The 25,757-nt window shown below is 68.5% G+C and carries 27 protein-coding genes; 16 read left to right on the top strand and 11 right to left on the bottom strand.

Annotated elements, in window-relative coordinates:
• Window positions 1–11: 11 nt before the first annotated feature.
• Entirely contained in the window at window positions 12–1,226 is a 1,215-nt protein-coding gene (locus ISN38_RS09835; RefSeq protein WP_080964834.1) for an alpha/beta hydrolase, read from the bottom strand.
• Between the two features lie 277 nt (window positions 1,227–1,503).
• On the opposite strand from ISN38_RS09835, the gene ISN38_RS09830 reads away from it, so the two are divergent.
• The 9 genes from ISN38_RS09830 to ISN38_RS09790 all read left to right on the top strand — a co-directional run bounded on the left by ISN38_RS09830 (window position 1,504) and on the right by ISN38_RS09790 (window position 10,781).
• On the top strand, window positions 1,504–2,328 hold the full coding sequence (locus ISN38_RS09830; protein ID WP_047324362.1) for a 2-keto-4-pentenoate hydratase: 825 nt from the start codon (window positions 1,504–1,506) through the stop codon (window positions 2,326–2,328).
• 36 nt (window positions 2,329–2,364) lie between these two features.
• Entirely contained in the window at window positions 2,365–3,348 is a 984-nt protein-coding gene (locus ISN38_RS09825; RefSeq protein WP_004425527.1) for a TRAP transporter substrate-binding protein, read from the top strand.
• A gap of 10 nt (window positions 3,349–3,358) precedes the next feature.
• Window positions 3,359–3,877, top strand: a complete 519-nt coding sequence (locus ISN38_RS09820; RefSeq protein ID WP_003476825.1) for a TRAP transporter small permease — start codon at window positions 3,359–3,361, stop codon at window positions 3,875–3,877.
• Window positions 3,878–3,880: 3 nt separating this feature from the next.
• The gene (locus ISN38_RS09815; protein ID WP_003476826.1) at window positions 3,881–5,164 is read left to right on the top strand and encodes a TRAP transporter large permease; all 1,284 of its coding nucleotides are present in this window, start codon (window positions 3,881–3,883) and stop codon (window positions 5,162–5,164) included.
• Window positions 5,165–5,214: 50 nt separating this feature from the next.
• Entirely contained in the window at window positions 5,215–6,795 is a 1,581-nt protein-coding gene (locus tag ISN38_RS09810; protein ID WP_206711773.1) for a family 43 glycosylhydrolase, read from the top strand.
• 47 nt (window positions 6,796–6,842) lie between these two features.
• Window positions 6,843–7,901 (top strand): LacI family DNA-binding transcriptional regulator, encoded by a 1,059-nt coding sequence (locus tag ISN38_RS09805; protein ID WP_004425523.1) that lies wholly within the window; start codon window positions 6,843–6,845, stop codon window positions 7,899–7,901.
• A gap of 419 nt (window positions 7,902–8,320) precedes the next feature.
• On the top strand, window positions 8,321–9,175 hold the full coding sequence (gene kduI / locus ISN38_RS09800; RefSeq protein ID WP_004425522.1) for a 5-dehydro-4-deoxy-D-glucuronate isomerase: 855 nt from the start codon (window positions 8,321–8,323) through the stop codon (window positions 9,173–9,175).
• A gap of 57 nt (window positions 9,176–9,232) precedes the next feature.
• Window positions 9,233–9,988, top strand: a complete 756-nt coding sequence (gene kduD / locus ISN38_RS09795; protein WP_004425521.1) for a 2-dehydro-3-deoxy-D-gluconate 5-dehydrogenase KduD — start codon at window positions 9,233–9,235, stop codon at window positions 9,986–9,988.
• 136 nt (window positions 9,989–10,124) lie between these two features.
• Complete coding sequence (locus tag ISN38_RS09790; RefSeq protein ID WP_004425520.1) at window positions 10,125–10,781, top strand: RpiB/LacA/LacB family sugar-phosphate isomerase; 657 nt, start codon at window positions 10,125–10,127, stop codon at window positions 10,779–10,781.
• Between the two features lie 249 nt (window positions 10,782–11,030).
• Here ISN38_RS09790 and ISN38_RS09785 read toward each other — a convergent pair whose 3' ends face one another.
• Together ISN38_RS09785 and phhA are read right to left on the bottom strand one after the other, a co-directional pair.
• Window positions 11,031–11,549 carry a hypothetical protein gene (locus ISN38_RS09785; RefSeq protein ID WP_004425519.1) on the bottom strand — a complete coding sequence of 173 codons (519 nt, stop codon included), beginning with the start codon at window positions 11,547–11,549 and terminating at the stop codon, window positions 11,031–11,033.
• Window positions 11,550–11,766: 217 nt separating this feature from the next.
• Window positions 11,767–12,657, bottom strand: a complete 891-nt coding sequence (gene phhA / locus ISN38_RS09780) for a phenylalanine 4-monooxygenase (protein ID WP_003476834.1) — start codon at window positions 12,655–12,657, stop codon at window positions 11,767–11,769.
• Window positions 12,658–12,784: 127 nt separating this feature from the next.
• Here phhA and ISN38_RS09775 point away from each other — a divergent pair, with 127 nt between their 5' ends.
• A complete protein-coding gene (locus ISN38_RS09775; RefSeq protein WP_003476835.1) occupies window positions 12,785–13,264 on the top strand; it encodes an Lrp/AsnC family transcriptional regulator in 480 nt (159 codons plus the stop codon).
• Window positions 13,265–13,410: 146 nt separating this feature from the next.
• Window positions 13,411–14,289, top strand: coding sequence for a hypothetical protein (locus ISN38_RS09770; protein ID WP_047324366.1), 879 nt, complete (start codon window positions 13,411–13,413; stop codon window positions 14,287–14,289).
• A 12-nt stretch (window positions 14,290–14,301) separates the two neighbouring features.
• Here ISN38_RS09770 and ISN38_RS09765 read toward each other — a convergent pair whose 3' ends face one another.
• The gene (locus tag ISN38_RS09765; protein WP_206711772.1) at window positions 14,302–14,529 is read right to left on the bottom strand and encodes a hypothetical protein; all 228 of its coding nucleotides are present in this window, start codon (window positions 14,527–14,529) and stop codon (window positions 14,302–14,304) included.
• Between ISN38_RS09765 and ISN38_RS20290 the strand changes: the two genes are divergently transcribed.
• Together ISN38_RS20290 and ISN38_RS20695 are read left to right on the top strand one after the other, a co-directional pair.
• The gene (locus ISN38_RS20290) at window positions 14,530–15,111 is read left to right on the top strand and encodes a hypothetical protein (protein WP_004425516.1); all 582 of its coding nucleotides are present in this window, start codon (window positions 14,530–14,532) and stop codon (window positions 15,109–15,111) included.
• A gap of 36 nt (window positions 15,112–15,147) precedes the next feature.
• Window positions 15,148–15,651, top strand: coding sequence for an XVIPCD domain-containing protein (locus ISN38_RS20695; protein ID WP_314733680.1), 504 nt, complete (start codon window positions 15,148–15,150; stop codon window positions 15,649–15,651).
• Window positions 15,652–15,815: 164 nt separating this feature from the next.
• Here ISN38_RS20695 and ISN38_RS09755 read toward each other — a convergent pair whose 3' ends face one another.
• Window positions 15,816–16,829, bottom strand: coding sequence for a patatin-like phospholipase family protein (locus ISN38_RS09755; protein WP_038236727.1), 1,014 nt, complete (start codon window positions 16,827–16,829; stop codon window positions 15,816–15,818).
• A gap of 321 nt (window positions 16,830–17,150) precedes the next feature.
• Here ISN38_RS09755 and ISN38_RS20280 point away from each other — a divergent pair, with 321 nt between their 5' ends.
• On the top strand, window positions 17,151–17,549 hold the full coding sequence (locus tag ISN38_RS20280; protein WP_241753924.1) for a zinc-binding metallopeptidase family protein: 399 nt from the start codon (window positions 17,151–17,153) through the stop codon (window positions 17,547–17,549).
• The gene (locus tag ISN38_RS20275) at window positions 17,549–18,379 is read left to right on the top strand and encodes a M20/M25/M40 family metallo-hydrolase (protein ID WP_230811721.1); all 831 of its coding nucleotides are present in this window, start codon (window positions 17,549–17,551) and stop codon (window positions 18,377–18,379) included. The genes ISN38_RS20280 and ISN38_RS20275 overlap by 1 nt, the downstream gene beginning before the upstream one ends.
• 57 nt (window positions 18,380–18,436) lie before the next feature.
• Here the strand turns inward: ISN38_RS20275 and ISN38_RS09745 are convergent, their stop codons facing one another.
• From ISN38_RS09745 to ISN38_RS09725, 5 genes are all read right to left on the bottom strand, one after another.
• Window positions 18,437–19,438: a TIGR00266 family protein gene (locus tag ISN38_RS09745; protein WP_004425512.1), complete on the bottom strand. Its 1,002-nt coding sequence runs from the start codon at window positions 19,436–19,438 to the stop codon at window positions 18,437–18,439.
• 258 nt (window positions 19,439–19,696) lie between these two features.
• Window positions 19,697–20,551 (bottom strand): acid phosphatase, encoded by an 855-nt coding sequence (locus tag ISN38_RS09740; protein WP_004425511.1) that lies wholly within the window; start codon window positions 20,549–20,551, stop codon window positions 19,697–19,699.
• Window positions 20,552–20,810: 259 nt separating this feature from the next.
• Complete coding sequence (locus ISN38_RS09735) at window positions 20,811–21,668, bottom strand: acid phosphatase (protein ID WP_004425510.1); 858 nt, start codon at window positions 21,666–21,668, stop codon at window positions 20,811–20,813.
• A gap of 342 nt (window positions 21,669–22,010) precedes the next feature.
• Complete coding sequence (locus ISN38_RS09730) at window positions 22,011–22,796, bottom strand: rhomboid family intramembrane serine protease (protein WP_206711771.1); 786 nt, start codon at window positions 22,794–22,796, stop codon at window positions 22,011–22,013.
• Window positions 22,797–22,905: 109 nt separating this feature from the next.
• Window positions 22,906–23,859 (bottom strand): TerC family protein, encoded by a 954-nt coding sequence (locus ISN38_RS09725; RefSeq protein ID WP_004425508.1) that lies wholly within the window; start codon window positions 23,857–23,859, stop codon window positions 22,906–22,908.
• Window positions 23,860–24,115: 256 nt separating this feature from the next.
• Between ISN38_RS09725 and ISN38_RS09720 the strand changes: the two genes are divergently transcribed.
• A complete protein-coding gene (locus tag ISN38_RS09720; protein WP_004425507.1) occupies window positions 24,116–25,297 on the top strand; it encodes a class I SAM-dependent rRNA methyltransferase in 1,182 nt (393 codons plus the stop codon).
• A 184-nt stretch (window positions 25,298–25,481) separates the two neighbouring features.
• On the opposite strand, the gene ISN38_RS09715 is transcribed toward ISN38_RS09720, so the two are convergent.
• Complete coding sequence (locus ISN38_RS09715) at window positions 25,482–25,736, bottom strand: hypothetical protein (RefSeq protein ID WP_139115889.1); 255 nt, start codon at window positions 25,734–25,736, stop codon at window positions 25,482–25,484.
• Window positions 25,737–25,757 lie beyond the last annotated feature (21 nt).

Here is a 25,757-nt window from a genome sequence, read left to right as displayed (position 1 = left end):
AGCGACGCCTGTTACTGCTTCGGCGCGGCAGGCGGAATCGGCGCCAGCGCAGCCGCATCGCCCTGCACGCTGCGCATCCATGCCAGTGCGAGCGTCGGCCAGGCCGCCAGCGGCAGGCCGGCGATGCCGCGGGTGCCGAAGCCATGGCCGCCATGCGCGAACAGGTGCAGTTCCGCCGGCACCCCGGCCTGGCGCAGCGCCTGGTAGAACAGCAGGCTGTTCTCCTCCGGCACCACCCGGTCGTCCTGTGCGTGCACCAGGAATGTCGGCGGCATCGCCGGAATGACGCGGTTCTGCAACGAATAGGCGGCCATCGTGGCGGCATCGGGATGACGGCCGAGCAGCCGCAGGCGCGAGCCGGTATGCGCCGCGGTGCCGCTGCCCATGTCGATGACCGGGTACAGCAGCAGCAGGAAGTCCGGCCGCGCGCTGAGCCGGTCGACCGCGTCGCGCGCCGGAAAGATGCGTTCGTCGTAGCGGGTGCCGAGGCTGGCGGCGACATGCCCGCCGGCAGAGAAGCCGATCGCGCCGACCCGTTGCAGGTCCACGCCGTCGTCGGCGGCGTGCGCGCGGATCAGACGCAGCGCGCGCTGCGCGTCGGCCAGCGGCAGGTCGCGCTGCGCGGCCGCGTCGGTACCCGCGGCTTCCGCGTCGGGCAGCCGATAACGCAGCACGAACAGGGTGATGCCTGCCTGTTCGGCGAAGATCGGTAACAAGGCGCTGCCTTCTTTGTCCAGCACGATGCGCGCGTAGCCGCCGCCGGGGGCGACCAGCAGCGCGCTGCCGTTTGGCGTCTTCGGCCGGTACACCACCAGGCAGGGCTGGTAGCGGCCGCTGATGGCGCGGTCGGGCAACGCCGGGTCGTCGCTGCGCTCGACGATGCGCGCCTGCTCGGGGCCGGGCGCGGAACCCGGTGCCGGACCCGGCCATAGCGGGATGCGCGCGGCCTGCTCGGCGGCGGTCTCGCTGCTCGGGTGCTCGGCTGCGAGCGCGGGGCCGGCAAGGCCCAGCACGGCAGCCAGCGCCAACAGCGTGCCGCGGCGCAAGGGCGAGGGCCTGCGAATGGATGCCGAGGTTCCATCGCGGCCTCCTTCCGAACCAGGAAAGCGCCCGAAAATGCAGAAAAGCGTCCGGCGGGTGCCGGCACCGGATCGCTGCGGTGCTGTGCTCGGCGCTGCCCGCGCTGCCGTCCGGACTGCATTTTCCTGGATTCGGCTCATCGCCATCGTTTCCTCGCATGTAGGTGTGGGTTGATCGGCCGCATCGGCCAGCGCAGCAGATCTGCACGGCCGGTTAAAGCAGGGCAGCTTGCGCCTCGCCGTCCGCCGTCCGCCGTCCGCCGTCCGCCGTCCGCCGTCCGCTGTCCCGAGTCCCGAGTCCCGAGTCCCGAGCTCTTTGCCGCACCGCACATTGCCAATGACACCGGTTTACCATATACAACTGCGCAACGCGCTGTCGATGAGCGGCGCAGCAATTCTTCCGATCCCCTACATTTTTGCGGAGATGCCCTTGAGCACTCATTCCGGTCCTTCGGACACGCCACCGCCCGCGTTGGCCGACATCGCGGCCCGCTTCGTCCAGGCCCGCCAGCAGGGCCGTTCGCTGCACGATTTCCCAGGGATCATCCCCAACGACCTGGAGACCGCGTACCGCGTGCAGGACCTGGCGATCGCGCAATGGCCGGACCGGGTGGTCGGCTGGAAGGTCGGCTACATCGCCGCAGAGCGCCGCGACCACTCCGGCGACGAGCGCCTGCTCGGCCCGATCTTCGCCCGCAACCTGTGGAATGCTACCGGTGGAACAACGGACATCCCGGTGTTCGCCGGCGGCTTCGGCGCGGTCGAGGCCGAGTACGTGATGCGCGTGGACGCGGACGTGCCGGCCGACCAGTTGCACTGGACGGCGGAGCAGGCGGCGCAGGTGCCGTCCACGCTGTTCATCGGCGTGGAAGTGGCCAGCAGCCCGCTGGCCACGATCAACCAGCTCGGGCCGCGGGTGGTGATTTCCGACTTCGGCAACAACAACGGCCTGCTCCTGGGGCCGCAGGTCGCCGACTGGACCACGCTGGACGAGGCCGCGCTGTTGGCGGAAACCTTGATCGAGGGCCAACGCGTCGGCAGCGGCGGTGCCACCCTGTTGCCGGGCGGGCTGCGCACCGCGTTCGCGTTCGCGCTGGCGCGATCGGCGCGGCGCGGCCGGCCGCTCACGCGTGGCGAGCTGATCGCCACCGGCAATGCCACCGGCATCCACGACATCGCCATCGGCCAGCACGCGACGATCCGGTTCGACGGCTATGGCGAACTTCATTGCAGGGCGGTCGCGGCCTGAGCCGCGGCATGCCGACCACGCGCGGGAGGGCGCAGCATGATCACTCGTAGAGGTTTCCTGGGCGCAGGACTGGCCGCGGCCGCGGCGGCGCCGCTGGCCCAGGCCGGCGGCGGCAGCCGGCTGCTTACCGCCACCGACGTGCACGTGGCCGACTATCCCACCGTGGAGGCGGTGCGCTGGTTCGGGCAGACCCTGGAACGGCAGACCGGCGGCCGGCTGAAGCTGCGCCAGTACCACTCCGGCCAGCTCGGCCGCGAAGCCGAGGCGATCGACATGGCCCGCTTCGGCGCCATCGACATCACTCGCGTCTATTCCGGCGCGCTCAACAACACCTTCCCGCTGACCCAGGCGCTGTGCCTGCCGTACGTGTTCGACTCGGTGCCGCACCTGCGCCGCGCGACCGACGGCCATGTCGGCGACAGCATCCTGCGCAGCTTCGAGCAGCGCGACCTGGTCGGTCTGGCCATCTACGATTCCGGCGCGCGCTGCTTCTACAACACCAAGCACCCGCTGCATCGTCCCGAAGATCTGCATGGGTTGAAACTGCGCGTGGCCTCGTCGGACATCTTCCTCAAGCTGATGCGCATGCTCGGCGCCAATCCCACGCCGATGTCGCTGGGCGAAACCTTCTCGGCGATGGAGACGCACATGATCGACGGCGCCGAGAACAACATGCGCAGCTTCCAATCCAGCCGCCATTTCGAGGCCGCGCGCTATTGGTCGCAGAGCGAGCATTCCTATGCGCCGGACGTGCTGGTGATGTCGCAACGCAGTTTCCAGGCGCTGTCGCCGGGCGATCGCGCGCTGGTGGTGGACACCGCGCGGCAATCGGTGGCGGTGATGCGCAAGCTGTGGGACGCGTCCGAGGCGCAGGCGCGCCAGGAAGTGCTCGACTACGGCGTGGCGGTCAACGCGGTGGACATGCCCGCCTTCCGCAAGGCCGCCGCGCCGCTGCTGGCCGAATACCGGCGGCAGCCGGAGATCGAAGCCCTGTACCGCCGCATCCGCGATTTCGCCTGAGGCCATGCCGATGACCGACCACGCCATTGCCGTCCCGGTGGCGCCGCTGCAGCGGCTGCTCGACCGGATCGCCAATCTCGCCATCGGCATCGCCGCCGCCGCCCTGCTCGGGCTGGTGGTGGTGCAGGGCTGGCAGGTGTTCACCCGCTACGTGCTCAACGATTCGCCGAGCTGGACCGAGCCGGTGACGCTGCTGCTGCTGAGCACCGCGATGAGCCTGGCCGCCGCTGCCGGCGTGCACACGCGGCGCCATTTCGGGTTCTTCCTGCTGGCCGAGAAGATGCACGCCCACGTGCGCCGCGCGATCGATTTGATCCGCCCGCTGGTGATCGCCGCGATCGGCGCGGTGATCGCCTGGTGGGGTGCGGTGCTGCTGCTGGACGGGCTGAACATCAAGATGGCCGGCGCCAGGCTGCCGCAGAGCATCAACTACCTGCCGCTGTCGATCGGCGGCGCGCTGATGAGCGTGTTCGCGCTGTACCAGGCGTGGCAGGTGCTGCGCCCGGCCACCGCTGAAGGAGTGAACTGAGCCATGGCCATTGCAATCCTGCTCGGGCTGTTCGTGCTGCTGCTGTTGATCGGCGTGCCGGTGGCGTATGCGCTGGGCGCTGCGGCGTTGGCGACCATCTTCTCCCTGGATCTGCCGGCGATCGTGCTGGTGCAGCAGATCTCCGCCGGCAGCGGCTCGGCGTCGCTGATCGCGATTCCGTTGTTCATCTTCGCCGGCGAATTGATGCTGCGCGGCGGCATTTCCGATCGCCTGATCGCGCTGGCCTCGTCGCTGGTGGGGCGCATGCGCGGCGGACTGGGCCAGGTCAGCGTGCTGTCCTCGCTGTTCTTCGGCGGCGTGTCCGGCTCGGCCATCGCCGACGTGTCGGCGGTCGGCGGCACCATGATTCCGCAGATGATCAACCGCGGCTACGACCGCGACTACGCGGTCAACGTGAGCATGACCGCGGCGCTGGTCGCGCTGCTGGTGCCGCCCTCGCACAACCTGATCCTGTTCTCGGCCGCGGCCGGCGGCGGGTTGTCGATCGCCGATCTGTTCGCGGCCGGCATCTTCCCGGCGCTGCTGATGACCGCGGCGATGATGATCACCGGCTACGCAGTGGCACGCCATCGCGGCTACGGCACCGAGCCGTTCCCGGGCTGGCGCGCGGTGGCGCTGCGCCTGGTCGGCGCGCTGCCCGGGCTGGGCCTGGTCGCGCTGATCTTCGTGGGCATCCGCGCCGGCATCTTCACCGCGGTGGAAAGCGCGGCGATCGCGGTGGTGTATGCGTTGCTGGTCACCGCGCTGCTGTACCGGCAATTGCGTTGGGCCGAGTTCTTCGCCGCGGTCACGCATGCTTCGCGCACCACCGGCGTGATCCTGTTCGTGATCGCCACCGCGGCGGTGTTCGGCTGGCTGCTGGCCTACCTGCAGGTGCCGGCGGCGGCGGTGAAGTTGCTGCAGTCGATCGCCGACGGCAAGAACACCGTGCTGCTGATGATCGTGGTGATGCTGCTGTTGCTGGGCATGTTCATGGACCTGGCGCCGAAGATCCTGATCTGCACGCCGATCTTCCTGCCGGTGGTGAAGGCCTACGGCATCGACCCGATCCATTTCGGGCTGGTGATGGTGCTGGCCGGCGGTATCGGCCTGATCACCCCGCCGATCGGCTCGGTGCTGTTCATCGGCACCTCGATCGGCCAGATCACCGTGGCCCAGAGCATGCGCACGATCTGGCCGTTCTGGCTGGCGGCGCTGTGCGTGCTGTTGATCGTGGCGTTCTTCCCGGAACTGTCGCTGTGGTTGCCACGCGCGCTGCGCGCCTGATGCACCGCGCCGCACGCAGCCGCTGCGGCGCGAATCAAGGAATGTCCGACATGGCGTCGCCTACCACCTCGTCCCTGCGCTGGCTGCTGCTGGCCGGCCTGCTCGCGGCCAGCACGCTGGCCGCGGCGGCCGAGTGGAAGCGCGGCATCGAGCAGCAGCGCATCGCCGACCAGGGCGACGGCAGCTTCCTCAACCCGATGCTGGCCGGCGACCATCCCGATCCGTCGGTGCTCAAGGACGGCGACGACTACTACCTCACCCTGTCCTCGTTCGACGCCTACCCGGGCCTGCCGATCTGGCACTCGCGCGACCTGGTCAACTGGCAGCCGCTGGGCCATGCCATCCGCGAGAACGTCGGCGCGATCTGGGCGCCGGACCTGGTCAAGCACGGCACGCGCTACTACATCTATTTCCCTGCGCGGCGCGGCGAACAGGGCCAGCGCAGCAACTTCGTGGTCTGGGCCGACGCCATCACCGGCCCGTGGAGCGCGCCGATCGACATCGGCCTGGGCAAGTACATCGATCCGGGCCATGCGGTCGGCGAAGACGGCAAGCGCTACCTGTTCCTGAGCGGCGGCGACTACGTGCAGCTGTCCGACGACGGATTGAAGGTCGTCGGCACGCCCAGGCACGTCTACGACGGCTGGAAGTACCCGGAAAGCTGGGACGTGGAGGCCTATGCGCAGGAAGGGCCGAAGATCACCTGGCACAACGGCTGGTACTACATGACCACCGCGGTCGGCGGTACCGCCGGCCCGCCGACCGGGCACATGGTGATCACCGCGCGCGCGCGCTCGATCCACGGGCCGTGGCGCAACGCGCCGAACAACCCGATCACGCGCACCCAACGCGCGGCCGAGCCATGGTGGTCGCGCGGCCACGCCACCCTGGTCGAAGGCACCGATGGGCGCTGGTGGATGCTCTACCACGGCTACGAGAACGGCTACTGGACACTTGGCAGGCAGGCGCTGCTGGATCCGATCGAGTGGACCGCCGACGGCTGGTTCGTGGCCAAGGGTGGCGATCTCGGCACGCCGTTGAAAAAGCCCAGCGGGCAGGCGCTGGCGCACGGCCTGGCGCTGTCCGACGAGTTCCGCGGCGGCCGCCTCGGCCCGCAGTGGGCGTTCTTCAACCCGGGCCGCGACGAAGACCGGCGGCTGTCCTTCGGCGATGGCACGCTGAGCGTGCAGGGCAAGGGCTGCGCGCCGCGCGACAGCTCGCCGCTGACGGTGATCGCCACCGACCCCGCCTACCAGTTCGAGGTGGAAATGCAGATCGAACCCGGCGCGCATGGCAGCGCACTGCTGTTCTACAGCCAGCGCCTGTACGCCGGGGTGGGCAGCAACGGCGAAGCGTTCGTCATGCACCGCTACGGCGAGGAGCGCCCGGCGCAGCTGGCGCCCAGCGCCAAGGGCGGCCGCCTGTGGCTGCGGGTGCGCAACGACCGCCACATCGTCACGATCCACAGCAGCCGCGACGGCAGCACCTGGACCCAGTACCCGGTGCAGATGGAAGTGTCCGGCTACCACCACAACGTCGCCGGCAAGTTCCTGGCATTAAAACCGGCCTTGTACGCGGCCGGAAATGGAAAGGTGCATTTCCGCCACTTCCGCTACCGCGCCCTGGAGTGAACATGACTACCGGTAGAATCCGTCCCCTTCCGTCCGGTTTTCCGTCCATGGCGCCGAGCAAACCTCCATCCGCCGATCTGCATGCCTCCGTCCACGGCAAGGCGGCGACGATCAACGACATCGCGCGCCTGTCCGGGGTCTCGAAGAAAACGGTGTCGCGGATCATCAACAACTCGCCGCTGGTGCGCAAGGACACGCGCGAGAAGGTCGAGGCGCTGATGCGCGAGGTCGGCTACGCGCCGGATCCGCTGGCGCGCGGGCTGGCGTTCCGGCGTTCGTTCCTGATCGGCATGGTCTACGACAACCCGACCGCGCAGTACATCGTGGACATGCAGTACGGCGCGCTGGACGCGCTGCGCGGCTCCAGCTTCGAACTGGTGGTGCACCCGTGCGACAGCCGCAGCCCGGGCTACATCGAGGGCGTGCGCCGCTTCGTGCAGCAGCAGAAACTGCACGGCGTGATCCTGGTGCCGCGCGCCTCGGAAGACCAGGCGCTGGCCGACATGCTCGCCGGCATCGGCGTGCGCTATACCCGCATCGCCTCGCTGCCGCTGGACGAGACCTCGCAGATGGTGGTCACCCACGACCGCGACGGCGCCGCCGAGGCCGCCGACTACCTGCTGTCGCTGGGCCACCGCGAGATCGCGCTGATCACCGGTCCCAGCGCCTACCGCTCCGCGCACGAGCGCACTGCCGGCTTCATCGACGCGCTGACCCGGCGCGGCATCGAACTGCCGCCGCAGCGCATCGTCGAGGCCGGCTACACCTTCGAATCCGGCGTGGCCGCGGCCGAGAAACTGCTGCTCGGCAAGCAGCGCCCGAGCGCGATCTTCACCGGCAACGACGAAATGGCGGCCGGCGTGTACAAGGTCGCCTTGCGCGCCGGGATCAACATCCCGCGCCAGCTGTCGATCATCGGCTACGACGACAGCCCGCTGGCCTCGCGCCTGTGGCCGTCGCTGACCTCGGTGCGCCGCCACACCCGCGACACCGGCCGCACCGCCGCGGCGATGCTGATCCAGCCCGAAGGCACGCCGACCCTGGCGATCGCCAGCGTGCGCCCTCACCTGATCGTGCGCGACTCCTGCCAGCCGCCGGAAGACTGAGGGCCGGCACCTGTCCGCTGTGCGGGCAGGTGCCCCCAAGGTTCTGCGTCGCAGAACCTTGGGCCCCGGGGGCCAAGCCTGCCGAATCCCCACGCCTTCGGCGCGCCCCCTTTACCAAAGGGGGCTTTTCTCCAGACACCATGCGGCAAACCGTGGCCGCGAAAATCAGCCTGCTGCGAGACATCGCCGTGACCCCGCGGGCTTGCATGCGCGGCATCCATTGCGCATCCATGCTCAAAGCCGCTGGCCGCTGGCCGCTGGCCGCTGGCCGCTGGTCCCGAGTCCCGAGTCCCGAGTCCCGAGTCCCGAGTCCCGAGTCCCGAGTCCCTTCGTGCACTGCACAATGACACCGGTTAACCATGGCGGCTAGAATGGCCCGTACGGTTCGCCGCGTGCCGCCTTGCCCACCGGAGATCGCTATGTCCCTGTACAGCAAGACCCACTACGCCACCCATCCCGACGCCATCAAGGGCGCCAGCAACGACCAGCTGCGCGAGTTGTACCTGCTCGATGGCCTGTTCGTCGCCGATGCGGTCACGCTGAAGTACACCCACTACGAGCGTTTCGTGCTCGGCGGCGCCGCGCCGGTCGGCAAACCGGTGGCGCTGCCGAAGCAAACCGAGCCGGCCTCCGCCGCCGGTCACCCGTTCCTGGAGCGCCGCGAGCTGGGCGTGATCAATGTCGGTGCGGGCAGCGGCACAGTCAGCGTGGACGGTACCGTCTACGCGCTAGGACCGAAGGACGGGCTGTACGTGGCGATGGGCAGCAGCGAGGTCAGCTTCGCCTCCGACGATGCGGCCAATCCGGCGCGGTTCTATCTGGCCTCCACCCCGGCGCATGCGCGCTTCGAGACCAGGCAACTGTCGATCAAGGACGCGGTAGCGCTGGACCGCGGCGCGCTGGAGACCAGCAACGCGCGCACCATCTACCAGTACATCGTGCCGGCCACCTGCCAGTCCTCGCAGCTGCTGCTGGGCCTGACCGTGCTCAAGCCGGGCAGCGTCTGGAACACCATGCCGCCGCATCTGCACGATCGCCGCAGCGAGGTCTATTTCTACTTCGACCTGGGCGCCAACGACCGCGTCTACCACTTCATGGGCGAGCCCGAGGCGCAGCGCCACATCGTGATCCAGAACGACGAAGCCGTCGTGTCGCCGCCGTGGTCGATCCATATGGGCGCCGGCACCAGCAACTACGCCTTCATCTGGGCGATGGGCGGCGAGAACCTGGACTACACCGACATGCACGTGCTGGACATCTGCCAGCTCAAGTAAGCCGCCGCGCGCGCCACGTGCGCCAACGTATCCGCATCACTCTAGGGAGCACCCGCAATGACGAATCCGTTCAGTCTCGAAGGCAAGGTCGCACTGGTCACCGGCGCCAACACCGGCCTCGGCCAGGGCATCGCGCTGGCGCTGGCGCAGGCCGGTGCCGACATCGCCGCCGCCGGCATCCAGGCGCCCACCGAGACCGAGGACAAGGTCAAGGCGCTGGGGCGCCGCTTCGTCGCGATCCAGGCCAACCTGATCAGCATCCAGCCGGTGCAGCGCGTGCTCGACGAGACCCTGGCCGGCCTCGGCCGCCTCGACATCCTGGTCAACAATGCGGGGCTGATCCGCCGTGCCGACGCGGTGGATTTCAGCGAGCAGGACTGGGACGACGTGATGAACGTCAACATCAAGTCCGCGTTCTTCATGTCGCAGGCGGCCGGCCGCCACTTCATCGCCCAGGGCAGCGGCAAGATCATCAACATCGCCTCGATGCTGTCGTTCCAGGGCGGCATCCGCGTGCCGTCGTACACCGCCAGCAAATCCGGCATCGCCGGCATCACCCGCCTGCTGGCCAACGAGTGGGGCGGCAAGGGGTTGAACATCAACGCCATCGCGCCCGGTTACATGGCCACCGACAACACCGCGCAGCTGCGTGCCGACGCCGCGCGCAACCAGTCGATCCTGGAGCGCATCCCGGCCCGGCGCTGGGGCGTGCCGGAAGACCTCGGCGGCACCGCGGTGTTCCTGGCCAGCAGCGCCTCGGACTACGTCAACGGCACCGTCATCCCGGTCGACGGCGGCTGGCTGGCGCGCTGAGCCAAGCGCGCGCCGCCGCAGCCGACGCTCCTCCCTTCCCCTCCGGAAGGTGCCCGCAGGGCGGATGAGGGTCAGCACCACACGCGCAGCATCGCCCCCATCCGCAACACTCTTCCCCCCGCAATCGGAGACACCCATGAAAATCGCACTGATGAACGAGTTCAGCCAGGCCGGCAAGAATCCGGTGATCCTGCAGCAGCTCACCGACGTGGCCGGCGAGCAGGGCCACAGCGTGTTCAACGTCGGCATGGACGGCGACAACGACCACCGCCTGACCTATATCCACCTGGGTATCGTCGCCAGCCTGCTGCTGAATTCCAAGGCGGTCGATTTCGTCGTCGCCGGCTGCGGCACCGGCCAGGGCGCGATGATGTCGCTCAACGCCTACCCGGGCGTGTTCTGCGGCTACTGCATCGAGCCGACCGACGCCTACCTGTTCGCCCAGGTCAACAACGGCAACGCGCTGGCGCTGGCCTTCGCCAAGGGCTACGGCTGGGGCGCGGAAATCAACGTGCGCTCCATCTTCGAGAAGGCCTTCAGCGGCGAGCGCGGCATGGGCTATCCGGCCGAGCGCCGCGAATCGCAGCAGGCCAATGCAGGTATCCTGGCTCAGGTCAAGCAGGCCACCGCCAAGTCCTACCTGGACGGCCTGCGCGCGCTGGATCCGGAACTGCTCAAGCAGGCGGTCGGCGGCGCGCGTTTCCAGCAGTGCTTCTTCGACAACGCGCAGGACGCGGAGATCCGCGCCTTCGTCGCCGACGTGCTGGGCAAGCCGGAAGCCGCCGCGGCCTGATCGCGCTGCGCACGACGCTCAAGCCCCTCTCCCGCGGGAGAGGGGTTGGGGTGAGCGCCGAACGGTTCGACCATGCCGCACCGCGCGTCCCTTCCGCCACGCCAGCGTAGCCGCGGTGGCCTGCCTGGTGGTGCGCGACTGGGCGGCGCTACAGCCGGCGCTGAAGGCGCCGCTGTGCCGCGACATCGATTGCGGGATGGCGGCTGTCAGTGCGGCGCCGCCGCCGCCGCGTTCGCCGGTCGCGCAATCTCATTGCACCAGCAACAGCCCTTCCTGCAGCGGATAGTTCCGCTCGGGACAGGCGATATGCATGCTGTCCACCACATAGAAACGCTGCCCCAGCTTTTGCTCCTGGTGCACGACGTAGGTCAGCGTGCCGCGTGGAGCGTACAGTTTGGCGACGATGCCTTGCTGCACCAGCAGCCGCTTCAGCTCCTTGGCGAAATTGCCGGCAATGGAGTTGGTCTGGCTCTGCGCACCCACCTGGCAGGCCATCAGCGCAATCTCCTCGAACGACTCCTTGGCCAGCCCCTTGCTCAGCAATTGCTGCAGGAACGCGGCGGGGGTGAGTCCGGCGAACACGTTGACGTTGCCGTGCGAGTTGACCACAAGGCGCTTGCCGCACGCCGTGTTGCCGGGCGCCAGCGCGGTGGCGCTGAGCATGTTGAGCGCGTGGGATTCGGTTTCGCCGAAATGCGCCTGCAGCGCCTTCAGTTTGGCGCCGCGTTGATCGGCTTGATCGCCGTCCAGGCCGACATAGATGAGCATGATGGTGGTCCTCTCGACGCGCAGGGCCGCCCGCAGCTGCGGGTCGGGAGCGACCGGGATGCCGTGGTGACCGCGCCGTGGTCGACCGATGCCGCTCGCGATGCAGCGTGGCCCTGGAGCCGGCGCTGCGCGATCGGGTCCAGGCCCGATTTGCCGGCGGCAGACTCCTGAGCGCTGACCGGCGCGCAGCCTCGATCCGCGCGCCGACCGGGCGCGGCTACACGTCGCCGTCGCGGCTCCAGCCCTCGCCGCTGCCGCGCTGGTACACGCGGTCACCGGTCTGCACGTCGCCGGCGGCGATGTGCGCCTGGCCGCTCAGCTGCGCGTAGAGCGGGGTGAAGTCCGGCGCGGTCGCCTGCATCAGCTGTTCGAAGCTGTCGATGACGAAGTAGGTCTTCTGGTAGCTGTCGATGCGGTAGCGGGTGCGCATGATCCGCGCCAGGTCGAAGCCGATGCGGTTGGGTGCGGCCGATTCCAGCGCGTACAGCGATTCGCCCTTGGACGAGACGATGCCGGCGCCGAAGATGCGCAGGCCGTCGGCGCTGGCGATCAGTCCGAATTCCACCGTGTACCAGTACAGGCGGGTGAGGTTCTGCAGTGCGTCGGGACCGATGCCGTGCGCCTTCACCCCGCCACGGCCATAGGCCTGCATGTAGTCGGCGAACAACGGGTTCATCAGCAGCGGCACGTGGCCGAACAGGTCGTGGAACAGGTCCGGCTCGGCGATGTAGTCGATCTGCTCGGGACGGCGGATCCACCAGGTCACCGGGAAGCGGCGGTTGGCCAGGTGATCGAAGAAATCCAGTTCGGGCAGCAGGCCTTCGACCCCGACCAGGGTCCAGCCGGTGGTGGCGCCCAGCACTTCGTTGAGCTGGGCGAAGCGCGGGATCGCCTGCGGACGCATGCCCATCGCGTCCTGCGCCTGCAGGAATTCGTCGCAGGCGCGGCCGACCAGCAGTTCGCGCTGGCGCTGGTACAGCGTGCCCCAGGTGGCGTGGTCGTCGGCGCTGTAGCGGTCCCACGGCTGCGCGACCACGGCGGTGGTGTAGACCGGCACGTAGCCCTTGTCGGTCTGCTGGTGTTCGACGCGGCGCGGTGCGGTGTCCATGGGCGGCGGCTCCGGAGGGAATACCGACGATGGTAGGCGCCAGGCCGCGCAATGGGCTTGCAAAGTTGCGCGATTCCAGCCACTGCGCGCAAGATTGTTGCAATAACTCCATGTTGCAGAGCAATAAATGACCGAATCGGCCGTATTCGACCGCACCGACCTGCGGCTGCTGGCCTTGCTGCAGCGGCAGGGCCGGGCCAGTAATGCGGAGCTGGCCGCGCAGGTGAACCTGTCGCCGTCGGCCTGCCTGCGCCGGGTGCAGCGGCTGGAGGCCGACGGCGTGGTGGCCGGCTATGCGGCGCGGCTGGTGCCCGGCGCGATCGGCCTGGGCCTGCAGGCGTTCGTGCGCGTGCAGCTGGAAAAGCACGGGCAAAGCGGCATCGCCCATTTCGCCGACAGCGTGCAGGGCTGGGACGAGGTCGTCGCCTGCCATGCGCTGACCGGCGACATGGACTACCTGTTGCACGTCTACGTGCGCGACCTGGCCCATTTCTCCGCGTTCCTGCTGGACAAGCTGCTCAATGCCGCCGGCGTGGCCGACGTCAACTCCAGCTTCGTGCTGCGCACGGTCAAGGACTTCACCGGCCTGCCGCTGCCGCGCGGCTGAGCGTGCGGTCAGGCAGCGGGCCGGGCCAAACGGCGACGGAGCCACGCGGGCCAGCATCCACGCCCATCCCGTTGTCGCGGTCGCGGGACGTGTGCTTTACTCAATACTCATAAGGGGCGACCGAGCATCAGCGGAGAACGCACACGATGAGATCGGTTTCGCGCCTGGCGTTTTGCTTGCTGTTGACTAGCGTCCTGCCGATGGTCGGCTGCGCCAAGCCCAGTGCTGCCGATTCGCCCGCTGCCACGTCCACCAATGCCCAAGGCTGCGCGAGGAAGCGCCATCTCGGCCCCCAGGATCCGTTCCAGACGCCGCCGCCGCTGATGGAAGCGTGCCTGGGGCCTTACAAATTGCGGATCCCGGCCAACTACTTCGGCGACCAGATGGGGCCGAACTTCGACGACAGTTTCGGTCTGTACCTGGAGTATCCGACGCTGGAGCCGTTCGCGCCGGGCGAGCGCAGCCATCTGAGCCTGGATGTTGCCACGCGCACGGTCAATATCGGCTACAGCTATCTGGATCGAGTGGATGTGCGTGAGGCCCTGCGCAACCAATATACGCCGAGCTCAAATGAGCAAGACAATCCAGCGGAGCGCCTGGAAAGTCGCATCCGGGGCGCAACGACTTACGGCCTGACGCCGTATTATGCGGATCTTCCGAAGGTCTTCGCCTATTATCGTGCGAAAGGCTATAGCGAATCGCATTCGGATGAATCGACCAGCATTTTCAATGCCGCCAGCCACAAGGATTGGTATGTGGCCCTGGACGATAAGGGCCAGATCAGCACGATCATCAAGTGCACTTCGAAGGAAGTGACGCAATCCGGGGTGGAATACCATGATGGCAAGCTGGTGCGTAACAAGGAAGAAGCGCTGCCCGAATGCGACCATTTCTTCATCGTGCAGGATTTGAAGGTTCTGGTGGAAATCCGATACGTCCGTTTCGCGTTACCCGATTGGAAGAAGGTCGAGGAGACGGCGCGCGATGAGCTGAGGAAGTTCATGGTCGAAAAGCCGCATTCCTGATGCGCAATCATTTTACGATGAGGAGAAAGTCAGATGGCAGGGCTTGACGAAAAGGATATCGAAATCCTCAAGCATTAAGCGGCAGACAGGAATCAAGAACTTTACTGGAATTATCTGGCCCATAAACAGGGCAACGATGGCTATGGCCTGCTGGCGCTCGGTGTAGTAAGCAACGACAAAGCGCCAGGCGCAACGGCAAACGTGTTTGCTGATACCCAAGCGCGCCGTGATGGCGTGCAAATGAGCGAGCGCCAATGGAATAGCTTCGGCGTCGACTTGATGAGGCGTGATTTCGAGCGGCGCGAGTTATATCAAAGGAGCGGCCGCCCGGAACTCACCCTCAATCTGCCGGTGAGAGACATCGAAGACGTTCACGACGCCACCTTTCAGAAAAGGCACATCAACCCCGATGCCTGGACCCCGCGCCAACTGCTCGATGCCGCGCGCCGCCACGGCGGCGACGCCGAGGCGGAGAAGGTCTGGTCGATGATGCTCGACAACTCTGCGCTGGGTTTGAACCGGGCGACGCAGACGGTGGACGATGTCCGTAAGTACGACGACGCGCAGCTCGATGCGGCCTCCTATGTCGGGCGCATGACTGGCGCACGCATCCAGGCGAGCCAGACGCTGCCCATCACCGACCCGGACCGGATCGGCGCGCCGAATTTTTCCTACATGTACGACCGGCAGACGCACAGCTGGAACACCTGGGTCAGCAACGGCGAGCAAACCGTGGTGCAGCCGGTACGCGATCCGCAGCAACTGCGCGAGCTCGACGACACGCGCGCGCTGCGCCTGGAACGCCAGCAGCTGCGGCAGTAGTTCCATCCCGACGATCCGTACCGGCAGCAGCCGGTCCTGCGTAGCCCGCAGACGCTGGCCGAGGCCGATCCGGCGCGGCTGTCAAATGCGGAGCTGCTGGCGGCGCGCGCCAGCGATCCCACCCTGCCGGACCATCCACGCCACGTCCTGCATCAGCAATGCGTCGCCGGCACGCAGGCGCTGGACCGGCAGCTCGGGCGCAGCCCCGACGCAGCCAGCGCCTGCATGGCGGCCAGCCTGACCGATCTGGCGGCGCGCAGCGGCCTGGAGCGGGTCGATCGTGTGCTGCTGAGCGAGGGCGGGCGCAATGCGCAAGCGGGCGAACGGGTTTTCGTGGTGCAAGGGGATCCGAAGGATCCGGATCATCGCTGGGCACAGATGCCCACAGATGAGGCGGTGCACACACCGGTCGCGCAGTCGTTCGAGCGGCTGGCCGAGTTCGATCAGCAACAGGCGCTCGCGCAAACGCAGCAAGCCGCCATGCAGCAGGAGGTGCAGCAGCAGGCGCAGCGCCAGGGCGCGGTGGCGATACGGATCTGAGCGCAGCGGTGGAGCTTGCGCGCGGCGATCATCGTGGTTGCCGCGTGCATCCCGCTCCACCTCATGCTCCGCGAGTCGCTGCGCATCGGATCCTCACCCCAACCCCTCTCCAGACGGGAGAGGGGCGATGCACGGTGCGGTGGTTCTGGACGTGCCGCGTCGGTTCAGTCCTGCTTCTTGCACGGATCGTCGCGGCCGATCAGGCGGCCCAGGCGCGAACGCGGTTCGCATGGCGCGGGCGCCGGTTGCGCGGCCTTGGCAGCGGCGGCCGCGCGCTGTTGCTGCAGTTGCGCCAGCTTGGCCTTGATCTGCGGCATCGCCGCCAACGCGGCCTTCTCGCCTTCCAGGATGGCGGCGTTGCGCTGGGTGAAATCGGCCGCGCCGATGTCGTTGACCTTGGGCCGGATCACGATGTCCGCGCGCGCCAGCTCCTGCTGGCCCAGGCGCTGGCCCATGATCGCGATCGATTGGTTGACGATGCCAAGCATGCCGGCCGGGTTCTGGCCGCTGGCCTTGCTGGAGATGTCCACCGCGACCACAAAGTCCGCACCGAGCTGGCGCGCGGCGTCCACCGGCACCGGGCTGACCACGCCGCCGTCCACATAATGGAACTTGCCGATGGTGACCGGTTCGAACACGCCGGGGATGCTGCTGGAGGCGCGCACCGCCTGGCCGGCGTTGCCGCGCACGAACACGGTGCGCTCGCCGTCCTCCAGGCGCGTGGACACCGCGGCGAAGGGCTTGGCGAGCTTTTCGATCGGGCGGTTCTTGAGCTGGGCGTTGACGTAGTCCTGCAGCGCCTGGCCCTGCACCAGGCCGCCGGAGAACAGGCGCATGTCGCGGATGCTGGTCTCGTCCAGCGCCACCGCGGCCTGCTGCATCTGGAACGCGTCCATGCCGCTGGCGTACAGCGCGCCGACCACGCTGCCGGCGCTGGTGCCGGACACCACCACCGGCTCCAGCCCGTTGGCTTGCAGCATCTTGATCACGCCGATATGGGCGAAGCCCTTGGCCGCGCCGCCGCCCAGGGCGATGCCGATGCGCAGCGGCTTGGTTGTGGCAGTCGGCGCCGCGACCACGGGAGCCGGCCCGGCCGGTTTGGGGCCGCCGCCGCAGGCGCCGACCAGGCAGATCAGGAACAAGGACAGCAAGCAACGCGGGCGGCGAGATACATTCATAGCGGGGATTGCACTGAAGTGTGATGTGGGCTGGCGGGTCAGCATACGCCGCCGCTTCGCCAGTCGCCGATTGCGACGCCGATCGGCCAACACTCGCAATTGCGCATCCCGGCGTCCCAGCTGCTGTGCAGGTCCAGTTCGTGCGCGCAGCGGTTGCTAGGATAGCCAGATGAATTCAGCTGGCCAGACACGTTGCCGTCGCTGCTTTCGATTGTCGGAGCGCATGCCATGACGCATCCGCGGTCGGGCGCATTGGCGCTATTGCTGCTGCTTGCCGCCTTTCCGTGCCATGCGCTGGATGCGGTGGCGGTGAAGCGGTAGGTGGACGGCGTTCTCGATCGACGCTATCGGCAGCTGGAAGCCTTGTACAAGAGCGTGCACCAGCATCCTGAACTCGGCTTTGAGGAAACCGTCACCGCGCAACGGCTGGCCAAGGCGATGCGCGCGCTGGGGTTCCAGGTCAACGAAGGTGTCGGCAAGACCGGGCTGGTGGCGATCTACCGCAACGGCGCCGGGCCGACGGTCATGGTGCGCACCGAACTGGATGCGCTGCCGATGCGCGAAACCACAGGCCTGGCGTATGCCAGCACCGTGCATCTGCTATCCAAGGACCGGGAGACCTATGTGGCGCACAGCTGCGGCCACGACATTCACATGGCCGCCTGGGTCGGCACGGCGGCGCATTGCTGCAGTTGCGCACGCAGTGGCATGGCACGCTGATGTTCATCGCACAGCCGGCGGAGGAAAAAGGCCGCGGCGCGCAGGCGATGCTCGACGACGGCCTGTTCGCGCGTTTCGGCAAGCCGGACTACGGCTTCGCGCTGCATGTCGGCCCGGATCCTTACGGCCATGTGTACTACAAGGCCGGCGTGCTGACGTCCAACTCCGACTCGCTCGATGTGGTGTTCGAAGGCAAGGGCGGACACGGTGCGATGCCGGCCGCGACGATCGACCCGATCCTCATCGCCGCGCGCTTCGTGGTAGACGTGCAGAGCGTGATCAGCCGCGAAAAGGACCCGGCCGCGTTCGGCGTGGTCAGTGTGGGGGCTTTCAATGCGGGCAGTGCCGGCAACATCATCCCCGACCGCGTGCAGCTGCGCGGTACCATCCGCAGCTACGACCCGCAGGTACGCGACAAGCTGCTGGACGGTGTGCGCCGCACCGCGCTGGCCAGCGCGCAGATGGCCGGTGCCCCGGCGCCGCAGATCGCGTTGGGCGCGCACGGTTCCAAGGCGGTGATCAACGATGCGGCGCTCGCCGAGCGCACCGGCGCAGTATTCGCACAGGCCTTTGGCACCGATGCCGAGCGCCAAGCCGAACCGAGCGCGGCCAGCGAAGACTACTCGGCCTTCATCGCTGCCGGGGTGCCGTCGTTGTACTTCGCCATCGGCGGGTTGGACCCGCAGTGGCTGCAACGCGCCAGGCGCAGCGGCGAACGCATTCCGGTCAACCACTCGCCGGATTTCGCGCCGGTGCCGCAGCCCAGCATCCGCACCGCTGTGGAAGCGATGACGCTGGCGGTGATGAACGTGATGCCGCCAGCGCCCTAAAATCCCCGCCGACCCTCGGCGCTTGGCGACGTTGCGTCGCGCCGGATGCGCCGGGGTTCAGAAGGTGTTGTCGCCGTCCAGCATCCGGCCCAGGCCGCCGAGCACCGAGCCTTCGCCGCGGTTTTGTCCGCCGCCCTGCGGCGCGGCGGCGAACATGCGCCCGGCCAGGCGCGAGAACGGCAGCGACTGCAGCCACACTTTGCCCGGGCCGGTCAGCGTGGCCAGGAACATGCCTTCGCCGCCGAAGAACATGCTCTTGATGCCGCTGACCGCGCGCACGTCCATGTCCACTGTGGAGTGGAACGCGACCACGCAGCCGGTGTCCACGTCCAGGCGTTCGCCGGCGGCCAGCTCGCGCTCGACCACGCAACCGCCGGCGTGCACGAACACCCAGCCGTCGCCTTCCAGCTTCTGCATGATGAAGCCCTCGCCGCCGAACAGGCCGGTCATGATTTTGCGCTGGAAGTGGATGCCCAACGACACGCCGCGCGCGCCGGCCAGGAAGCTGTCCTTTTGGCAGATCAGGCGGCCGCCGTGCTGGTCCAGCTTCATCGCCAGCACCGTGCCGGGATACGGCGCGGCAAAGGCGACCGTGGCCTTGCCCTGGCCCTGGTGGGTGAACACGGTGGTGAACAGGCTCTCGCCGGTGACCAGGCGTTTGCCGGCCGAGAACAACTTGCCCATCAGCCCGCCGCCCTGGCTGGAGCCGTCGCCGAACACGGTGTCCATCTGCACCGCGGCGTCCTTGAACATCAGCGCGCCGGCCTCGGCGACCGCGCTCTCGCCCGGGTCCAGCGCGATCTCCACGAACTGCATCTCGTGGCCGACGATGCGGAAGTCGATGTCGTCGGCGCTGCCGCGGCCGCCGGGCGGGGGCGGCAGGCTGGCCGCGCTCGCGCCGCGCAGCGCGTCGATCTGGTTGGCCGGCTTCCAGCCGTTCTGGCCCTGGCGCCAGGCCATGGCGGCGGGGTTGTTGCTGGCGAAGGCGATCGCGTCGGTGTCGTCGATCGGGCCGGAGCGGGTCTGCTCGCTGCCGGTCAGGAAATACCACTGGGTCATGGCTGCAGCTCCTTGGCGGAAATCTGCGCCGAGTCTAGCCCGCCGCCCCGGTCGGCTTGCATCTGCCCAAAGGCATGGGCGGCGGCGGCCCGGCGTGAAGTCGGAGACGGCAGTTTCAGCTCCGACGCGTCGGACAGTCCGGCGTCGGAGCTGAAGCCTCTCCCACACCTGACGCTCGCCCTTGCGCGAGGTGCCCATGTCGTGTGACACCGGCAGCGATTGGCCGGCGTCACGGTTGTGCGGCGGCTATTGCCTTGCTTACAGCGCGCTCGCCGGCCGTACCTGCAAGGTCTTGGTTTCCGCGGCGCAATCCTTGGCCGGCGTCAGGCCCTGCGCGCGGGCGGCGGCGATCTCCTTGCGCGCTCCTTCCAGGTCGGCGCGGAACTGCGGGTTGTCCTGCAGTTTGGCGACCGTGGCCGCGGCGACGATGCGGCTGGCCAGCACGTCGCTCTGCCAGTGCACGTTGCAGACCATGCGGCTCTCGCCGTAGCTGCGGCCGCGCGCCATCAGTGCATCGGTCCGCGCCGGGTCGGCCTCGCTGAGCACCTGCGCCCAGGCCCAGCCGATGGAGGTGTGGCCGGACGGGTAGGAACCGTTCGGGCGCAATTTGGCCTCGTCGGCGGGCGTGCAGCTGGCCAGGCCGTTGTCCATGAACGGGCGCGGGACGTGGTAGTAGGCCTTGGCCTTTTCCGCGGCGTCGCCGGCGTCCTGGGCCACGCGCTGCAGCAACTGGTACAGGTGCGGGGTGTGCGCAACGCTGACCTGGATGCCGAGCGGGCAGCTGAAGTGGTTGGCCGCGCCCGGGAAATGCAGTTGCGCGTCCTGCGCGGCCAAGGCGAAGCGCGGGCTGCCGCGCATCGCCAGCGCTTCCTTGTTCACCGCTTCGTCCAGCGCGCGTCCAGGCGAGCCCTTGGCCGGCGGCGGCGGCACCAGCAGCAGGCTGTCGGGCAGCTGCGCCGGCGTCAGGTAGCCGCTGGTCTTGGCCTCGGCCATCGGCTTGGATGCCGTGGCGGCAGGCGGCTTGGCCTGCAGCAGGGCCGGCGCGGCGATCGCGGCGGTCAGGGCCAGGCCGAGGCCGGCCAGCAGAGGGAAACGGGAGGAGCGACGCAGCATGGCGAGAATCCATTGCGGGGGAAACCGACCATCAAAAGGCACAAATGTGACACTGGGTAGTGCCGTCGCGATCGCCGTACAGCTGGCGTCAGGCAATGCGGTGGCGTTTGGCGGCGGCGAAGTCAGCCTGGCGCGGAACGCGGCGCGACCCGGCGCGCGGTTGCGGCCCGATGGCGCGTCACTGCACAGCACGACGACGGTGACGTTCGCCCGCCCCTGGCCGCGGCCGCGCAGCGCGCCGGCAGCGGCCAGGCGGCGCCTACAGCGCGCTGGCTGGCCGTACCTGCAGCGTCTGCGCCTGCGCCGCGCAGTCCTCGCCCGGCATGGCGCCCTGCGCCTGCGCGCGGGCGATCTCGCCGCGTGCCGCGTCCAGGTCGGCGCGGAACGTCGGGTCGGCATGCAGCCGCGCCACGGTGGCTGCGCCCATCAGGCGGCCGGCCAGCACGTCGCTGTGCCAGTGCACGTTGCACACCAGCCGGCTTTCGCTGTAGCTGCGGCCACGGAGGATCAAGGCATCGGCGTGGTCGGGTGCGATCTCGCTCAGGATCAGCGCCCAGGTCCAGCCGATGGCACTGTGCCCGGACGGGTAGGAGCCGTTGTGGCGCAGCTGCTCCTCGTCCTGCGGGGTGCAGCTGGGCTGCTGGTTGAGCATGAACGGCCGCGGCCGCCGGTAGTGGTTCTTGGCGGCCTTGGTCGCGGCGCTGGCGTCGATGCGGCTGCGTTCCAGCAAGGCGTACAGGTGCGGGGTGCGCTGCGCATCGATGGCCACGCCCAGTGCGCAGGCGAAATGACCGGCGCCGGCCGGGAAGCTCAGATCGGCATCGCGCGTGGCCTGCTGCCAGCGCGCGCTGCCGCGCAGCGCCAGCGCCTCGCGGTTGACCGCCAGGTCCAGCGCCTGCCCAGGCGAACCCTCGGCTGGTGGCGGCGGCAGCAGCTGCAGGCTGGCCGGGATCGCGGCAGGCGCCAGATAGCCGCTCGCCTTGCCCGCCGCCGCTGCGGCCGTCGCCGGTGCCGGTGCGGGCGGGGTGTGGGTCGCCGGCGTGCTGCACGCGACGAGCGCGGCCGTCAGCAGGAGCAGCGCGGCACGACGGAAACGCAAGGCGGGGAACGCGGACATCTGGTCTCGGGCAGGCGACGACGGGGCGGCCAGTATATGGCCGGCGCTGCGGCGCGGCAGGAGCGCCGGCGTAGCGGCGTGCGGTCTCACGAAGGAGTAGCCTGGAGCGCTGCTTCTTTTCGCGGGCAACCTCACCAGTTGGAGCGGCCCTGGGTGGCCCGGGGCGATCCGTCCCGACAGGTGTGACTGGGAACGCCCGTCGCGACTGAAGTCGCTCCCACACCATCCCGAACACCTGCGTTGCGACGCGCCAGCCAGGCCCTGCGGGGCCACAATCGGGCATGCCGATCGCCAGCGGCGCGCGCTGCAGCGCGACGCAAACGCCGGCCTGTGGCGCCAGCCTCAACCCTGGTCGCGCTCCGGCCGCGGCGGGAAGCGCAGCACCACCCCGCGCGGCACCGACGGCGGTTGCCACAGCACCGGTACCTGCGCCGGCGACGGCGGTTCCAGCACTTCGTCCACCGGCGCCAGCGCCTGTTTGTCCTCGTCTTCCCAGCTGTAGCGCTTGCGCGGCGGCAGCGGGTCGCGGTGGCGCAGCAGCAGGGCCGCGACCGCGCCGCCCAGCGCGCCGCCCAGGTGCGATTGCCAGGACACGCCGGCCTCGTGCGGCAGCACCGACACCAGCATGCCGCCGTAGAACAGGAAGGCGATCATGCTGGCGGCGATCGCGGCGCGGTCGCGGCGCAGCAGGCCGAGCACGAACACCAGGAACAGCAGGCCGTGGGTGAGGCCGCTGGCGCCCAGATGGTGGCTGCCGGGTTCGCTCAGCAGCCACGCGCCCAGGCCCGAACCCAGCCACAGCAGCGGCAGCGCGGCCAGGGTGGCGCGCGGATACACGCTGCCGGCCAGCGTGCCCAGGATCAGCAGCGCGCCGACGTTGGCGGCCAGGTGTTGCAGCGAACCGTGCAGCAGCGGCGCGGTCAGCACGCCGAGCAGGCCGCCGGCGTGCTGCGGTCCCACCGACCAGGGCCGCCAGTCGAACAGGCCCTGGCTGGCGAACACCGCCACCAGCAGCGCGACCAGCGCCAGGCTGGCGTTGAAGGCGCGCAGCAGCCGTGTCCGGTCGAAGCGGTCCTGCGCCTGCGCAGCGTCGGCAGGCGTGGGCGAGGGGAGCGAAGAGGTGTCCATGTTCCCTGGATGGCGACGGCCGGCGCCCAGGGCAAGGCGCTGCCGATGGGAGGGACTGGGCGCGGCCGCGGGACAATCCCGCGGCCGTGGTCGTCCCCGTCCCCGTGCCTCAGTGCGCCGGCTTGGCCGGGCGCAGCAGGCTCAGCGCCACCGTCGCGCCGATGATCAGCGCCACCGCCAGCAGCGACACCAGCACCGGGATCTTGTACAGGTCGATGATCAGCATCTTGGTGCCGATGAACACCAGCACGATCGCCAGCCCGTACGGCAGCAGGTGGAAGCGGTCGGCCATGCCCGCCAGCAGGAAGAACATCGCGCGCAGGCCCAGCACCGCGAACACGTTGGAGGTCAGCACCAGGAACGGGTCGGTGGTGATCGCGAAGATCGCCGGGATGCTGTCCACCGCGAAGATCACGTCGGTGATGGCGATCAGCATCAGCACCGCGAACAACGGGGTGTACCAGCGCTTGCCTTCCTGGGTCACGCTCAGCGCGTTGCCGTGGTACTGCGGGGTCAGGCGCAGGTGCTTGCGCATGAAGCGCAGCACCGGGTTGGCTTCCAGGTCCGGTTCCTTGCCCGCCGAGAACCACATCTTGATGCCGGTCAGCAGCAGGAACGCGCCGAACACGTACAGCAGCCAGTGGAACCTGGTCAGCAGCACCGAGCCGGCGAAGATCATGATCGCGCGCAGCACGATCGCGCCGAGCACGCCGATCACCAGCACGCGCTGGCGCTGCTCCTCCGGCACCGCGAAGTAGCTCATGATCATCAGGAACACGAAGATGTTGTCGACCGCCAGCGACTTCTCCACTAGGTAGCCGGTCAGGAACTCCAGCCCGTACTGGTTGCCGGTGGCCACGTCGATGGTCTCGCGCAGGTACCACCACAGGCCGGCGTTGAAGGCCAGCGCCAGCCCGATCCAGCCCAGGCTCCACCACAGCGCTTCCTTGAAACTGACCTTGTGCGGACCGCCGTGGCGCATCAGCACCAGATCCGCCAGCAGCGCCGCGATCACCACGATCGCAAAACCGCTCCACAACCACACGTTGCCTATCGTTTGCATGGGGAATTCCCGTCAGTGAAGGTTGAACCTCGGGCCGCGGCGGCGAGGCGTTCTGGACGGAAACGATGGGGTTCGTTCCAGGGAATGCCTTCGCCACTGCGGCGAAGGTCTCGCTCGCAGCCGATGGTCCGGCTGCCGTTGCACCGGAGCCTGCGGGCTCGAATTGACGGCGACAACGCTGGGAGCTACTCCCCTTCTGCGCCCATTCTTGCGGCTGGCGGCAGTGGCGTCAATCCGTGCGGATACAATGGCCTTCATGAATACCCCCCTGCCCGTAGTCCGCCTCAAGAACGCCTGGCGCTCCAGCCACCCGTGGATCTTCCAGAAACTGGTCGAAAAACCCGCCGTCAAGCCCAAGCCGGGCACGCTCGTCGATGTGGTCGGCGTGGACGGCGAGTGGATCGGCCGCGGCTTCTACAACGGCCATTCGCGCATCGCCGTGCGCATCCTCGAGAGCGATCCGCAGGTCGCGGTGGACGAAGCCTGGTTCGGGCACAAGATCGCCGAGGCGACGTCGTTGCGCCGTGACGTGCTCAAGCTGGACGCGGTGTCCGATGCGTGGCGCGTGGTGCATGCCGAAGGCGACGGCCTGTCCGGGCTGGTGGTGGACCGCTACGGCGACCTGCTGGTGGTGGAGTTCTTCAGCGCCGGCATGTTCCGCTACCGCGAGTGGATCTACGCCGCGCTGCGCACCCAGTTCCCCGGCGCGCGTTTCTACAGCTTCGCCGAGGAGCACGTGCAGAAGCAGGAGAGCTTCGACTACCGCCCGGTGTCCAGCAGCGGCGAGCGCCCGGAGCCGGCGATCATCAGCGAATACGGCGTGCGCTTCCGCGCCGATCCGGCCGGCGCGCACAAGACCGGCTTCTTCGCCGACCAGCGCGAGAACCGGCAGTGGCTGAGCCAGCAGGTGGCCGGCAAGCGCGTGCTCGACCTGTGCTGCAACACCGGCGGCTTCGCCGTCTACGCCAAGGTGCGCGGCGCCGAGGAGGTGGTCGGGGTGGACATCGACGAGGACGTGATCGAGATCGCCAAGGGCAATGCCAAGCTCAACGACGTGCGGCTCAAGCTGGTGCAGGCCGACATCTTCCCGTACCTGCGCGATGCCGCCGCGCGCGGCGACCGCTACGACGTGGTGATCCTGGACCCGGCCAAGATGACCCGCGACCGCGACCAGGTGATCCCGGCGCTGAAGAAATACCTGGACATGAACAAGCTGGCATTGGGCGTGGTCGCGCCCGGCGGCCTGTTCGCCACGTTCTCCTGCACCGGCCTGGTCGCCGAGCACGAGTTCCTGGACATGCTGCGCCGCGCCGCGTATTTCTCCGGCCGCAGCATCCAGATCCTGAAAGTGGCCGGCGCCGGTGCCGACCACCCGTTCATGGCCCACGTGCAGGAATCGCGCTATCTGAAAGCGGTGTTCTGCCGCGTGCTGAACTGAGCCGGCGCGCCGCGCCGGCGTTCGCCGCGCGCGGCGCGATCGTGTTGCCACGCACACGCCGCGCGGCCTGCTGACGCGCCGCCAGTGCTGGCGCCGACCGGCGTCTGTACCTCTCTGCACAGTCCCGTGTACCCGGTCGGCCGCGCATTCATATCCCTGCGCGTATCGCAAGGCAGCGCACGCCTCACGCGGTTGCGCCCGGCAACGCGCCGCGCTGCATGCACTTGCCTGCAGCGCGCGGCGAGGTGCGCAGCGGCAACGGCGCGTCCATCGCCGAGCGCGCCATTTGCGCAACGCCGACGCTGATAACGATTACATCGTGGTTTGCATCCCACCAGCTGTCAGCACCACGTAGCTTTGTTGCGCCGCATGGTGACAAACCTTGGCACACGGGATTAGGTTTGCGGCGTTGGGTGATAGCGCTATCACTCTCGGCCATGCGCCGGGATCTGCGGCCTTC

The sequence above is a fragment of the Xanthomonas translucens pv. undulosa genome (assembly GCF_017301775.1).
Lineage (GTDB): Bacteria > Pseudomonadota > Gammaproteobacteria > Xanthomonadales > Xanthomonadaceae > Xanthomonas_A > Xanthomonas_A translucens.
Note: the sequence above shows the minus strand (reverse complement) of the source record. Positions and strands in the feature narration are given on the sequence as shown.